The 13,268-nt window shown below is 54.0% G+C and carries 11 protein-coding genes; 3 read left to right on the top strand and 8 right to left on the bottom strand.

The annotated features are described in order from the left end of the window. Positions 1–104: 104 nt before the first annotated feature. On the bottom strand, positions 105–1,439 hold the full coding sequence (locus tag H5P27_RS17770; RefSeq protein WP_185661770.1) for a uracil-xanthine permease family protein: 1,335 nt from the start codon (positions 1,437–1,439) through the stop codon (positions 105–107). A gap of 162 nt (positions 1,440–1,601) precedes the next feature. Here H5P27_RS17770 and H5P27_RS17765 point away from each other — a divergent pair, with 162 nt between their 5' ends. After that, complete coding sequence (locus tag H5P27_RS17765) at positions 1,602–2,825, top strand: amidase (protein WP_185661769.1); 1,224 nt, start codon at positions 1,602–1,604, stop codon at positions 2,823–2,825. A gap of 23 nt (positions 2,826–2,848) precedes the next feature. Here H5P27_RS17765 and H5P27_RS17760 read toward each other — a convergent pair whose 3' ends face one another. From H5P27_RS17760 to H5P27_RS17735, 6 genes are read right to left on the bottom strand one after another with little or no spacing between them, the layout of a single operon-like run. After that, on the bottom strand, positions 2,849–3,628 hold the full coding sequence (locus tag H5P27_RS17760) for a creatininase family protein (protein WP_221774780.1): 780 nt from the start codon (positions 3,626–3,628) through the stop codon (positions 2,849–2,851). Between the two features lie 11 nt (positions 3,629–3,639). Continuing rightward, positions 3,640–5,025, bottom strand: a complete 1,386-nt coding sequence (locus H5P27_RS17755; protein ID WP_185661767.1) for an FAD-binding oxidoreductase — start codon at positions 5,023–5,025, stop codon at positions 3,640–3,642. 7 nt (positions 5,026–5,032) lie between these two features. Continuing rightward, complete coding sequence (locus H5P27_RS17750; RefSeq protein ID WP_185661766.1) at positions 5,033–5,971, bottom strand: ABC transporter permease; 939 nt, start codon at positions 5,969–5,971, stop codon at positions 5,033–5,035. Continuing rightward, on the bottom strand, positions 5,964–7,082 hold the full coding sequence (locus H5P27_RS17745) for an ABC transporter permease (RefSeq protein WP_185661765.1): 1,119 nt from the start codon (positions 7,080–7,082) through the stop codon (positions 5,964–5,966). Before H5P27_RS17745 ends, H5P27_RS17750 begins: the two co-directional genes overlap by 8 nt. Further along, positions 7,079–8,653, bottom strand: a complete 1,575-nt coding sequence (locus H5P27_RS17740) for an ABC transporter ATP-binding protein (RefSeq protein WP_185661764.1) — start codon at positions 8,651–8,653, stop codon at positions 7,079–7,081. The genes H5P27_RS17745 and H5P27_RS17740 overlap by 4 nt, the downstream gene beginning before the upstream one ends. Beyond that, positions 8,650–9,711: a BMP family protein gene (locus tag H5P27_RS17735; protein ID WP_185661763.1), complete on the bottom strand. Its 1,062-nt coding sequence runs from the start codon at positions 9,709–9,711 to the stop codon at positions 8,650–8,652. The genes H5P27_RS17740 and H5P27_RS17735 overlap by 4 nt, the downstream gene beginning before the upstream one ends. 86 nt (positions 9,712–9,797) lie before the next feature. On the opposite strand from H5P27_RS17735, the gene H5P27_RS17730 reads away from it, so the two are divergent. Next, positions 9,798–10,676: a carbon-nitrogen hydrolase family protein gene (locus tag H5P27_RS17730; protein WP_185661762.1), complete on the top strand. Its 879-nt coding sequence runs from the start codon at positions 9,798–9,800 to the stop codon at positions 10,674–10,676. Between the two features lie 95 nt (positions 10,677–10,771). Here H5P27_RS17730 and H5P27_RS17725 read toward each other — a convergent pair whose 3' ends face one another. Next, positions 10,772–11,890, bottom strand: a complete 1,119-nt coding sequence (locus tag H5P27_RS17725) for an MBL fold metallo-hydrolase (RefSeq protein WP_185661761.1) — start codon at positions 11,888–11,890, stop codon at positions 10,772–10,774. On the opposite strand from H5P27_RS17725, the gene H5P27_RS17720 reads away from it, so the two are divergent. Continuing rightward, positions 11,859–13,256, top strand: a complete 1,398-nt coding sequence (locus tag H5P27_RS17720; RefSeq protein WP_185661760.1) for a cytochrome P450 — start codon at positions 11,859–11,861, stop codon at positions 13,254–13,256. The two genes, H5P27_RS17725 and H5P27_RS17720, sit on opposite strands and share 32 nt — an antisense overlap. Positions 13,257–13,268: the final 12 nt, after the last annotated feature.

The following is a 13,268-nucleotide window of genomic DNA, read 5'->3' as shown; positions in this document are numbered from 1 at the left end:
TTTCCTGAGCCCATGTTACTTGTAGCAAGTATCGAACAGATCGATACGATAACGATCCATTGCTATGTGGACTCTCTATTGCGTGCTCGTGCTTTCCGAATCGACTAAGCCTTTTCTTTGATCCTGTTGGGGAGCAGCCCATTAAGAATCAATGCCACTAAGCCGCCGGTAACAAAAGGGGTGCCAAAGACCAGTCGGACCCAATCGGGGAATACGTCCAAAATCTCAGGTTTCATCTGAAGGCCCACTCCTGTTCCCAAGGCGACCGCTAAAACGAGGACGCTTCGCTGGTCGAGTGGATGTCGGGCAGTGGTGACTCGGATCCCGGCCACGAGGATAAAACTGAAAAGAATCAGTGTGAGGCCACCGAGAACGGGGGGAGGGGTGATTGAAATCCAACGTCCGATCGGAGGAAAGATGCCCAAAATAAGCATGAAACCAGAGACGTAGTAGCCGATGCGTCGCGAGGCGACTCCAGTGAGTTGGATGACTCCGTTGTTTTGGGAAAAGGAAGTGTTTGGAAAACTGTTCAGAATTCCGGCGATGACCGAATTCAGTCCGTCTGCGAGCACGCCGCCTTGTATACGATTCCAGAATACGTTGCCCGTTGTCGGTTCTCCCGAAAATTCGGAAGTCGCAGTGAGGTCTCCCACTGTCTCAACGCCTGAAAAGACGTACATAAGAGCAAAAGGGAGGAGGTAGGCCCAATTGAATTCCAAACCAAAGTGGAAGGGCACTGGAATTATCACCCAGCCTGTGGAAGGGGGTGGCGCCTGAACCCAACCGAAGATGGCGCAAGTCGCATAACCGATTCCTAGCGAAAGAACGATTGAGGTAAGACGAAGAAAGGGCCTTCCCAGTCCGTTGCAAATGATGACGATTACAATGGTGATCCCCGCCATGAGATGAGGAGCCCAAACTGGAGCCTCCGTACCGAAGCCTCTAATAATGTATGTGAAGGCGGCAGGTACTAGCGAGAATCCGATGAGGATCAGGAAGGTGCCTGTTACGATGGGCGAGAAGAAATTCCTAAGCCGCGGAAGGATGGGGGCAAAGAGCATTTGCATGGGTGCAGCTGCCAGTGACATTCCGATCATCAGAGGAATTCCACCCGCTTTGCCGGTCTCGGCGAGAATGGGAATGAAGGCGAAGCTCGTTCCCGTGACGCAAAGCATACCCGAGCCGAAGGGACCGCGACGCTTGATTTGTATTATGGTACCGATGGCGGACCCGATCAGTCCCATGCTCAGCAGATAGGCGGATTCCTCTTTGCTGTAGCCAACGATGCCCGCCAAAATGAGAGGTGGGGCGATTACACCCACAAACATCGCGAGGACGTGTTGCAAGCCCACCAAGGCGGCAGTGTGGATAGGAGGCTTGGCTTCTAGAGGATAGAGGATTTGCGAAGCGGCTGGGTAGTTGGGATCTTTTTCTGCCATGGAAAGAGCGATCTGAGGAGAGGAAGGCTCATCGCGAGTTGCAGTTCCCGTTCCATTTGGACTGGACGTAGAAAAATTAGCAGAACCTTGGAATGGCGTCTGCTAGGCGACCTCCTATGCCCCGTGTATTCAAAATGCTTTTATCGATAGGATTTAGAGCCGATGCATGAATCTGAAAGAATCTCGACCAGGCTCCGTGAGCTGGGGGCTTTGGTTCCAGAAGGTGACTTTCAGCTGCAAGGTTCGGGCAGCGGCCCGCTCAAGGGTTTGAGCTTCGTGGTCAAAGATCTGTTTGACGTAGCGGGATATCGAACTTCTGCCGGCAACCCGGACTGGCTAGCAGAGCAAGCTCCCGCATCCGTGACAGCGCCTCTTGTTTCGCACTTGCTGGATTCGGGAGCTGATCTGTTTGGAAAGACCATAACGGACGATTTCGCGTGCGGCATGTTTGGAGAGAACATCCATTACGGAACGCCTCTAAATAGTCGCAGTCCCGAACGCGTCCCGGGAGGCTCTTCTAGCGGCTCGGTGGCTGCGGTAGCGGGCGGAGCCGTTGATTTTTCCATTGGTACCGATACAGGTGGCAGCGTTCGCGTGCCGGCTTCCTTTTGTGGGATCTACGGTATGCGCCCATCTCATGGATACGTGAATATGAACCGCTGTTTCCCGCAGTGCGATTACTTCGATACGGCGGGGTGGTTCACTCGTTCGGTGGATCTCCTGCAGGTGGTTGGCGATGTGATTCTGAGTCCTGGCGACCCGTTTAGTGAACTGGATGAATTGCTCGTTGCGGAAGATGTTCTGGATTGGGTGGAGCCGAAGGTTGCAGAGGCGTTTACCGAGCTCTTCCGGTGGTTGGAAGTTTCCGGTCGCGGCAAGTTCTTCAACCGGAATGGTGAACACTATCTAAATACCTATTGGCCTTTGATGAGCCGGCAGCTTTGGAATACGCATCGCGAATGGCTGGAGGCGAAAGAGCGAACTTTAGCTCCCGGACTAGCAGATCGACTGAGAGAAGCGGGCAAGGTCGATGCTCTGGCGTTCCAAAAGGCCACTGAAGACCGAGCTGATATTGCTGCGCACTTCAACGATGCCCTTGGTAGTCATGGGGCTTTTCTGCTTCCGACGACCCCTGATCTAGCGCCCTTGAAAGGAGGCGAGTTGGGAGACTTAAACCGTTTCCGGAGCCGTTGTGTTAGCATGGTTGGCGGAGCTTCTTTAGCTGGGCTGCCGCAAATCAGTATCCCTGCCATCGAAATTCAAGGGGCAACGGTTGGCTTGTCTCTCCTTGGCCCGAGAGGATCAGATCGAGCTCTTCTCCGCCTCGCGAAGTCTATCGACCAGCGGCTAGTTCCTTGGCGGCAACGTTACGGTCCGGGAGGATAGCAGCTTCCTTTGGGCGTAGGCTACTAAGCTTTTGAGGCGAGCTGTTGGCGAAGGGAGTCGACTCGGTTTAGTATGGTGTCGAGTCGGTTGGCTTGAGCCTCCGCAAACGTTGTCCAAAGCAATTTTCCTTTTTCCGCGTATTCAGAAATTTGTTCGGCTTTCACTTCAATCGGATCCCCCCAGCAACCATCCTCGCTGAAAGCCCGCAGTAGCCCGTAGTTGAAAGCCGCTTCGTTTTGCTCGGGATGAAGGGACCCGAAGCTCCCCGCTTTCACAAGGTCAGGGTGGAAGAAGGCAGTTGAGCAAAGTGGTAGAAGTCCGCCATGCAGGCCTTCGCCTTCCGTAAGTCCGGCCGCTAGCCGCGCTTCAGGAATACTGTCTGCGGCCCCGTCTTTTGCCGAGATTAAGGTAATGTTTGGATTGGCGGCATTGATCTCTTTGATGGCACTGGATTCCCAATGAGAACCGCCATGCGGGCTGAGCAAGATGAACCGCCGGTATCCCTGCTGGGAGAGCTGACATACCAGATGTTCCGTGATTGTTTGCATCAATGACGCGGGTAGGGACAAGGTCCCCGCTAGGTTGCCATGCTCTTGAGACGTGTTGTAGGGAAAAACTGGAGTCCGGAAGGCATGCAGTGATTCGGCGTAGCGATCTGCTAGGAAGTCTGCTAACAAAGAGTCGATACAGCAGGGGAGACAAGGCCCGCATTGCTCCGCTCCACCAAAGACCAGAATCGCAGTCTCTGATTGTGAGTCCGCGAGTTCGCGGGAGGTGTTTTCCAATGAAAGTCCAGAGCCCATGCTTGTTTTCGCTAGATACTCTCGCTTGGCGTCCAAGGCTCGTAGCTGCCTGGGTTGTAGTTCTTTATTTTTCCTGGATTAAGCAGTCCTTGAGGGTCGACGAGATCCTTGATCGCGAATTTGGCTTCGAGGCCGTGGGAATGTAGTCCCTCGTCCAAGAATGGTGTGTGTGCCCCGCTTGTTCCGACCCCTTGAGCTTCCATAAACGCTCGCATCTCGTTGAAGCGCTCTTTCGTTGTGTACTTAAAAATAGTGAGACCGGCGAAGATGGGACAATCGTTGGTGTAGTCCCGCAAAACCTCGAGGTGCCACCAAACCTCGTCGGGAAAGGCTTCTTTGATCGCGCTCATCTGCTGGCGGTAGTTTGCCGTATCAAATCGGTTGCCCATGTAGGAGTAGCTTGGGTCAAACTTCAAAGCCCATAGCGTCGTATGATTGTAAGTGAAGTCTGAGTACATGGGAGCCTTGCGAGGCTCGTGTGGGGCGATGTCGTGCTGTACTTCCAGTCCTTTTTCGGCAACGTAGCTCTTGAAGCTCTCTGCTTGAGATTCTTCAATCTCGAAAAAGACGAGATGTGCATCGGGGCGTATCCATTTTTTCAGTCCTTTGAAGTAGGACGGGATGGGCCATTCGTGGATGCTGACAAGACGTTTCCTCCAGCTCTTGTCCGATGAGATTTCCACTGCGAACTCCATTAGCTTCCACCAATCCTCGCTCACTACCATGATCTGTCGCCAATCGGCTTTCGGGGCCAGTCGCAGAGTGATGCGGGTCACGATTCCGTTTGTGCCATAGGTGTGATAAACCTTGCACGTATCCTCTTCTTCGAGACGAAATTTTCGGGGCGGATTTTCTAGTGAAAGGAACTCCACGGCTTTTATGGTACCCGCTTCGTGCAGCCTGCCCCAGGTTACCGATCCGATGCCTCCCGATCCGCCTCCGATAAAACCGCTCAATGTAGACTTCACCCATGTGGAAGGATAGGAACGTAGTTCGAGACCTTTTTCTCTCGCTGCATTTTCTAAGGTTTGCATGCGAACGCCTGCTTGTGCTTCGACCCAATCATCACCGAAACCGAGGATCTCTTTCATACCGTTTATATCGATAAGAACGCCACCTTCGAACGGTGTGCATTGGCCATAGTTTCCGGTGGCGGCGCCACGAAGAGTCACAGGAACTTTAGCGGCTGCGCAATCTGCCACAACTTGCTCAAGTTGGCTTTCCGAGGAAACCTTGACCACCGCATCGGCCGCTTTGCTCGCAAGGGACTCCTTTAGGAAGGGCGAGTACCATGAGTAGTCGCGAGATAGCTTTAGGAGACTCGACTCGTCGGTGATTAGATTATCACTACCGACTGCATCGGTGAGTTTGCTTAGAAGGTCGTTAGAAAGTGTCATAGGAAATCTAGTCAAGTTTTTGGCCCAACATAAACGGAGCGCTGGATTTCTTTCCGCTCACGAAGAAGTAGACCACCAGGGTCAAAATGTAGGGCATAACGATCAGCCATTCGAAGGGAATCGCCAAATCTACCGTTTGGCCCCTGAGAGCTAGGGCTTGGCCTCCTCCGAATATCAACCCCACTGGTATGAGCCACCACGGATTCCAGCGGGCAACGATTACTAGGGCAAGGGCTACAAAGCCGACTCCTGCGGTCATATTCTCGGTGAAGAAGCGGACATTTCCGAGTGAGTAGGCACCCCCGGCGAGTCCCGCCATAAGTCCGCCGAAGAGTATGGCGCTTGCTCGGAGGCGAGTGACAGAGAAGCCCGCATTTGCGACCGCTTGCGGATTCTCACCTACGGCGCGAAGACGTAGACCGAGATGTGAACGGAAAAGAAACCAGCCGGTGAAGGCTGTTAATGCGTACAACAAATAGATCAGCACGTTGTATTCAAAAAGCAAGGTTCCGAAAAAGGGTATCTTGCTAAGCAAAGGAATCTCCATGCTCTCGAAGGCGGAGACGGGCTCTGGGTTGTCGCCAATAACCAGACGAGAGAGGTAGGTCGACGTACCTAATGCAGCGAGGTTTAGGGCGACCCCGCTTAGGATTTGGTCTGCTCTGAGAGCCAGAACGACCACAGTATGTACAGCGCTTATCGCCAAGCCGCACAGGGCCGCTAGGGCGAGCCCTCCGAAAGCGCTTCCCGTTAGACCTGAACCCCAAACCGCGGCAAAAGCGCTCATCAGCATCATCCCTTCGATGCCAATGTTGAGCACTCCAGTCCTCTCTGTGACCGCTTCTCCTGTCGCTGCAATTGTTATGGGAGCGGCACTACGAATCGCAGCCTGCCAAAATTCTGCGGAGATGAGGAGACCGCCTAATACCAAGGCGCTATCAAACATTGGCTCCTCCTTCGACAATGGCCTTTTTGCGGAGAGACGCCTGCCTCGTCTTGTGTTGTTGCCACCACTTTTTCCATTGCGGAGCCAAAGCTAAGAGCAAAAAGAAGAGGACTAAGGCTTGAATGATAACAGCGAGAGTCTGAGGGATTCCGGCGCTAAACTCCATGTATTCAGCTCCGGTGCGGAGGGTAGCGAAAAACAAGGCGCAAGGAATGATGGCTAGCGGATGGGATCTGGCGGCTAATGCAATGGTTAAGCCAGTAAACCCGTAGCCTGTGGCGACTTCCTCGCTTAACCTAAATTGAACTCCCAGCAAGGCGCAGGCCCCTCCAAGTCCTGCACAGGCTCCGCCGATCGCCATGGCTCTGTATTCAAGCTTTCGAACCGGGAAGCCCGCAAACAGAGCGGTGGGACGAGCCCGTCCGGTTACTTGTTCCTGAAATCCGGATACGCGATAGGTTTGTAATATCCAAATGAGAATCGCCAGCACAGGGGCGATTATCAGCCCGGAGTGGAAACGTATATCTCCACCTAGAATGGGTAGCTGCGACTCCAGTGGAACCGGCGGGCTCCAAGGGTGGCCCATGCCGCTTTCGGTATCCCGCATCGGACCGTGAACGAGCCAAGCTACAAACCAAAAAGCTATGAAGTTAAGCATTATGGTAACGATGATTTCGTTCATGCCTCGATGGATACGTGTCCAAGCGGCGAGCAAAGACCAAAGCGCTCCGGCGATGGCGGCGGCGAGGAGCGCGAATACAAGGATGCCCGGGCTAGCAACTTCGCTGAAACTGAGGGCGACCATAGTCGCCGCTGCGGCCCCCATGATCATTTGTCCTTCGCCGCCTAGATTGACCCAACCTAGCCGCCAAGGCGTGGCTACCGCCAGTGCCGCGAGAAGAAGGGGGGCGCATTCGTTCAGGGTTGAACCTAGACGAGAGGGGATTCGGAAAAACGATCCTCGACCTGAGAAGTCTAAACCTGTTGCCCCTTCGAACAGTTTCAGATAGCTGCCCCATGGGTCGAAACCGCTGAGTCCAAGCAGGAGAGCTCCAACCAAAACCGCTAGCAGGATGGATCCGAGAGTTGCGAAAAGCGGTAGGCTCTTCAAAGCGTTGCTCCTTCCGCTTGCAGGGCGTATCCCGCCATGAGTTGACCCACGGTTTCCCGAGCGTTGACGCCGTTGGGAACCGATCCCATCCATTTGCCACGATGCAGCACGCCTATTTGGTGAGACAAGGCAAGCAGCTCATCCAAGTCTCCCGATATTAGCACGACGGCGGTTCCGGTTTCGGCCGCTTTGACAAGCTGCTGGTGGACGAAGTCAGCCGAAACGAAATCCAGGCCGCGAGTAGGTTGGGCGACTACGAGGAGTTTGGCAGGTGTTTGTAGTTCACGGGCCAATACCACCTTTTGCTGATTTCCGCCGGAGAGTGTTCGAACGTTTCGCAAGAGATCGTTGGCCGCAATAGAGAAGCTGGCTTTCGCCTTTTCGCCAATCTCTTTCCAATGCCCACGCTTGAGCCAACCTTTCCGGCTCAAGGGATTCTGACCCGCGTATTGAAGCACAAGATTGTCCAGTATGGGAAGATCCAGAGCGAGTCCCTCGTGATGACGGTCCTCGCTCACTCGCCGTAATCCCAATGAGTTACGCTGTTCGATAGTCAGTTCCGGCAGCCGGTCGTGATTGAGAACTTCAAACATTCCGGTAGCTGGCCATCGGTCTCCCGTAATCAATTCGAAAAGTTCTCGCTGCCCGTTGCCATCGATGCCCGCGATTCCGAATATTTCACCGGGGAACACTTTCATGGATACGTCTTCAAGCGGAGAGGGCGTTCTGGAATCCGCGGAAGCTATGCTCACACTATCTAGCCAGACATAGGGACGAGAGCTCGTTTTGGCTTGGTCTGTTGTGGCAGATTGGGAAAACGTTCTTTGCGAGCTGGCCGTTGATTCGCCGGTCATTAGGGCTGCGAGTTCGCTAGCGTTTGTATCTGAAGCTTTCCGTTCACCGACCTTCTGGCCTTTACGCAGCACGGTAATCTGATCGCTGAGCTCCAGGACCTCAGCCAGCTTGTGAGCAATGAGAATAACTGCGGCACCGTCTTGAGCGAGTTTGCGTAAAATGCCAAATAGCCGCTGCACTTCTTCGGGGGTCAATATAGCGGTCGGTTCGTCGAGGATAAGAAGTTTTGGCTTGGAAAGGAGCGCTTTTAGAAGGGCTACGTTTTGTCGTTTGCCGAGTGCCATCTCGGAAACGATTTCCTCCATATTAAGTTCAAGCCTGTAGGCGTCATTGAGCTGTTCCGCACGCTGGCGAAGGTCCTTCCCGCTCTTTGGCGCAGACCAAAGGGGCCGGCTCTCGCCGAGTACGATATTTTCCCAAACCGTAAATGGTTCGACCAAAGTTACGTGCTGAGGAACGAAACTGATACCCAGTTCTCGAAAACGTTTCGTGTGGCCCGCTTCCACTTTTTCTCCGAGCCAAAACAGTTCCCCTCTATCGGGCCGTGTGGCTCCGTACAGGATGCTCACCAAGGTGGATTTGCCCGCTCCATTTTCGCCAATGATGGAATGGATCTTTCCCGACCAAATCTCTAGGTCGACCGCTTCGTTGGCTACGACTCCCGGATAGATCTTGGTCAAGTCCCGCGTTCTGAGTAGCGGTTGCTCGTCGTTCATGGAAGGCTGAGTGGCTCGAGTCCTTCAGAAGCGTCCCGCGTTTTCATGAGAGGGATTTCGATCAATCCATCCGCGATGGCTTGTCTCCACTTTTCGACGACATCCCGATATTCTTGCGGAACATCTTCGCGATACTCACCCAATCCGGCTGCTTCTGATTCCACTCCGAAAGACACGGAACCTCCTTCGAAAGTACCTTGCAAAATCTGGATTCCGACTTCGGCGCAAGCGGCTCCCACGTCGACCTTTTGAGTGGTGATAACGACTTCTGGCGCGACGTGCCGTTGGTCAATTCCCCAGCCGAATACATCTACTCCCGCTTCACGGCAGGCTTCGATGACGCCGAGACCTGCACTGTTGGCGAGCTGCCAGATTATATCGGCTCCGCTCTCGATTTGAGCTTGGGCGGCTTCCTTGGCTTTGATGGTATCGAAGTTGGAACCAGTGAATACGATTTGCGTTTTCGCTTCAGGATTCGCCGAGCGAGCGCCCAATCGATAACCTTCTGCTTGGGCAATAAATAGCGGATAATCATTTCCGCCCACCGCTCCACAAATTCCGCTTTCCGTCATTTGGCCCGCGAGAATTCCCGCTAGGAAGGAAGCTTCCCAGGTTCGGATCTCGATCGAGGTTAGGTTCTTGTCGTCTAGAGGGCGGATCGAATTGTTCACAATGAAATGCGTATCCGGAAACTGGGGAGCATATTTCTCGGCGATCTCAGTGAATTCGAGGCCATGCAAAATCAAAACGTCGACGCCTTCCTCGGCGAAGCTACGCGCCACGCGATCCCAGTTCGCTGCGGGCACGTTTTCCGCGAATCGGATCTCGGCCCCCGTTTCCTTTCCAATCTTTTCCAGTCCGAGATATCCCATCTGATTCCAGCCCTGATCGCTGATCGCTCCGGGGAGGATAATGGCTGCAGTTTGGGTGGGTTCGGGATCTGAATCCATTTCATCGTCGCCGCCACCGCAGGCGCTGAGCAGGAGCGAAATGAGTAGAGAGCAAAAGGAGAGGGGAAGTCGGAGCAGGCTTAGGCGAAAGCGGCGGGATGTAAGCATGTCCGGCCTAGAGCTAAAAGCGTACCATCGAAGTAGCTTTTGAGAGGCTTGGAGATTTTGGCATGTTCCTCGCTAAGGGTCGCCTCATGCCCACGAAAAAAGTAGCCTTGATTCATCCCCGAAATCTCATCCGCAGCTGGTCCCGTGTGTTCGCAGCGCATTTCGACGCCTCGACTCCGCCGGAAAGCGCCCAGCTCGACAATGCGGTAGAATGGGTCAATAAAGCCGTTACCGCGGGAGCGGAGTACGTCGTGTTTCCAGAGCTGTATCCAGGACCATTCACACCCGAAGCGGATTGTTTCACGCTCGATGATACCATCAGGGCGATGTGCGATGCAGCGAAAGCGGGTCAGGCTTGGGTCGTTTTTGGTGCTGCGGAAGAAGAGGAAGGGAAGCTCTTCAACACCCTGCGAATCGCCTCGCCGAAAGGAGATATTGTTGGCTACTACCGTAAACGGATTCCGGCTTGTGGAGAGCCTTGGTCGCCAGGCGAAGGGATCGCCGTTGTTGATTGTGGGGGACTGAAAATCGGTTTGGCCATCTGTTGGGAGGCTTGGTTTCCGGAAGTCGGTCGCACCCTGGCCCTAGAGGGAGCTGAACTGATCGTTTATCCGGTAGGAGCCTTGATTTACGAACTTACCGAGTCATGGCGGACCTTGGTCCACGCCCGCGCCATTGAAAATACGGCTTTCACTGCGGCCAGTATCAATCTCTTTGGAAAGGAAGATGGGATCTGTTCCGTGTTTGGTCCGGAAGGCGTTTTGGCTCAGCGGGAAGGGGAAGGTTTCGTGGTCGCGGAACTTGATCTCGATCGCCTGCGATGGATGAGATCGATAGACGAGGAAATGGTCATTCCGAAACCGTACAAAGCGATCCCGGGCCCCGCCCGCTCGCTGCCTTTGCCCGTGGTGGAAACGCTTTTGGAAGCAAAGAAGAAATACGATGCCGCCGGGCTAGGGCGTTAATATTTCTTGGCAATCGCGGTAGTGCTAACCCTATGCTGCCACAAATATCCGGAGAGATGCCCGTTTGAGTATCCATGAAGAGATTACACAACGAATCAGTTTTCTTCCGGGATGCGGATGGAGCTCAGGTCGGGGCCGACTATCACCGTGCCAGTGAAACCGCCTTCTCTTGCTGCGGCTTCGTAGTCGGATTCGTCTAAAGGGGCTCCGGGAATGTGCCAGCGATCTTTGCGGTCCACTTGTCCCAGGGGTGGAGTGAGGTGAGTCATCATGAAGTAGCGAATTCCCGCTCGCTCTGCCATGGCGCCCAAATCGTCGACGGTACTTTGACGATAAAAGATAGGAGCCGGCATGCCACCTCCTGCTTCGGGTCCCATGTTCGGATGAGTGGAGGAATGGACCAGGATGTCAGCTCCTTGCGAGAGCCTTTCCACAGCGGCCGAGGTGGATGTATCGCGAGGAGGCTTTCGAACATCATTCGATGCGTCCCCGCCTATCACCACGCTGCCAGCTGGCGTATCAACGCGGAAGGACAAGTGGTCGGGCGTATGGGTGGAGGCGATGGCGGACACGGTGACATCACCCTTTTGCCAAACGATCGTGGGCTCAAAAGGACGATCTACCGGTATGATATTGAAGAGCTCGGCGGGGCCGCCGGCTGGCGTGAAAGGACGTTCTGAATGCCGCTGCTTGATTTCCCCTGAGGCGAGGTAAGGGTCGGCTATGTGATGGGCGAGCTGGGTTCCACTAGTGGTGAATCCTTTGGAACCGATGACATCGGCGCTACAGATGAAGTCGATTTTGGGAAGGTCGGAAAAATAATGCCAACGAAGCTGCATGAAATTGGCGAGGCCGTCGACATGGTCGTTGTGGGTGTGCGTGATGAAAATGGCCTGTATTTGATCGACGGTTACATCGATTTCCGAAAGTCGCAGGGCAGTGCTGCGTCCCACGTCGAATTGTAGGCGGAGCGGATCTTGTTCGGAATCTGGGTCTGCGTAGGTTACGAGAGTTCCTGCTCCTGCGAGGCCTTTGTAGACATTGGGGCCTCCTTTAGTGCCGGTTAAAGTGACTTCCAAATAGGGAGTGGATAAGAGCGAAAGAGGCGTCACCACGAGCGGCATTAGGAATCGGATGAGGAGCTTAACAAGGGCCATAGCGAATTCATTCTCAGCAACGACTATGCCGAATCCAGCTCCGGCCAAGTTCCTCATGCAGAATGGTATGTGCTTTGCTCAGATGGCCTCCGTGAGTTTGCCCTTATCCGAAATCCCACAGTTCTCCGCCGACGACGAAGACGTGTTACCCGAATTGCTCGAGGACCCAATCGGACTCTACCTGCGGATCTATCGACGACATGGAGCCCTATGCCGTATCCGGTTGGGGGGTACCGATGCGTTGTTCATGGGAGGCTTGGAAGTGAACCATAAGATTTGGCGGACCTCGCACATGTGGGATTACGCTCGCTCCAACATCGCTTTCAAAGAGCAGATCGCCGATGACCATCTCGACTCGCTTGCGGGACCGGCCCACCAGAAAAAGCGGAAGATCCTACAGCCAATGTTTTCGATGGAGATGGTCATGCGGTTTCTCCCTGCTTTGAACCAGTATTTCCTAGCTACCATGGAGGAGTGGTCCCGGCGGGAATCGGTCGATTTCATGCGTTGTTGGTTGAACCACCTTTGCCGTTTTCGCTTCCGCTCTTTCGTGCAAGAGCCTGTTTCAAACGAGCAGATTGATCGGGCGGCGGAGTGGCAATTTCAGTTTATCCACGGCATCGCCTTGGGTGAGGCTCGGCACCAGTACTACGCCCGGCCTGAGTACGTGGCGATCCACGACGAAGCCATGGAACTTTTTAAAGGAATTGGCAAAGCCCGCCTCGAAGCGACAGATGCTCCAGCCGATTGCCTCACGGCGGTGATCGAAAATCGACGGGGGCTCGATTCCGAAATCGATCTCGAAGCTCTGAAGGACGATGTATATATGCTCACGGTGGCGGGGATCGATAATATCGCCAATTTCATTATCACCCTCTTATCCGATATCATTCACCAACCCGGCTTGCTGGAGAAAGTTCGGGCGGAAATCGATGAATGGGATGGCGAGGATTTGCGGGCCTTTTCCCAATTGCCCGTGATGAAGGCCATTGTTTTGGAAAGCCAACGCGTGCGTCCCCAAGTTGTGGCGACAACGGCTAGCTTCCTGTATCCAATGGAATCCTTCGAGTTTGAAGGTTATGAAATTCCGGCGGATACGCCGGTTTTTCACCCCATGATCCTTGGCCAGTTTTTAGAGGAGCATTACGCGGATCCATTTAAATTCGACGAAACCAGATTTTGGGAAGAAGAGGGCGGCTTGAAGAAATTCGTAGCTCGCACCCACGGATTTTTTGGCGGGGGAGCCCACCTCTGCATTGGGAAGAACCTCGGTTTGCTGCAAGGACCGCTGCTGGTGGCTCAGCTCCTGAAGCGTTATGATTTGGAAGGACTTCCCAAGCCTTTGGATCGGCCCAAGGTCGGGCGTCGCGATACAACCTATCTACAGAAAATGCCTGTACGACTGGTGCCGCGGACTAGCTGAGAATCGGCTATT

It is taken from the genome of Pelagicoccus albus (genome assembly GCF_014230145.1).
Classification (GTDB): Bacteria; Verrucomicrobiota; Verrucomicrobiia; order Opitutales; family Opitutaceae; genus Pelagicoccus; species Pelagicoccus albus.
Note: the sequence above shows the minus strand (reverse complement) of the source record. Positions and strands in the feature narration are given on the sequence as shown.

Coding starts and splice junctions, on each gene's coding strand:
- H5P27_RS17770 (WP_185661770.1), bottom strand. CDS start 1,439: ATGGCAGAAAAAGATCCCAACTACCCAGCCGCTTCGCAAATCCTCTAT.
- H5P27_RS17765 (WP_185661769.1), top strand. CDS start 1,602: ATGCATGAATCTGAAAGAATCTCGACCAGGCTCCGTGAGCTGGGGGCT.
- H5P27_RS17760 (WP_221774780.1), bottom strand. CDS start 3,628: ATGGGCTCTGGACTTTCATTGGAAAACACCTCCCGCGAACTCGCGGAC.
- H5P27_RS17755 (WP_185661767.1), bottom strand. CDS start 5,025: ATGACACTTTCTAACGACCTTCTAAGCAAACTCACCGATGCAGTCGGT.
- H5P27_RS17750 (WP_185661766.1), bottom strand. CDS start 5,971: ATGTTTGATAGCGCCTTGGTATTAGGCGGTCTCCTCATCTCCGCAGAA.
- H5P27_RS17740 (WP_185661764.1), bottom strand. CDS start 8,653: ATGAACGACGAGCAACCGCTACTCAGAACGCGGGACTTGACCAAGATC.
- H5P27_RS17735 (WP_185661763.1), bottom strand. CDS start 9,711: ATGCTTACATCCCGCCGCTTTCGCCTAAGCCTGCTCCGACTTCCCCTC.
- H5P27_RS17730 (WP_185661762.1), top strand. CDS start 9,798: ATGCCCACGAAAAAAGTAGCCTTGATTCATCCCCGAAATCTCATCCGC.
- H5P27_RS17720 (WP_185661760.1), top strand. CDS start 11,859: ATGCCGAATCCAGCTCCGGCCAAGTTCCTCATGCAGAATGGTATGTGC.
- H5P27_RS17725 (WP_185661761.1), bottom strand. CDS start 11,890: ATGAGGAACTTGGCCGGAGCTGGATTCGGCATAGTCGTTGCTGAGAAT.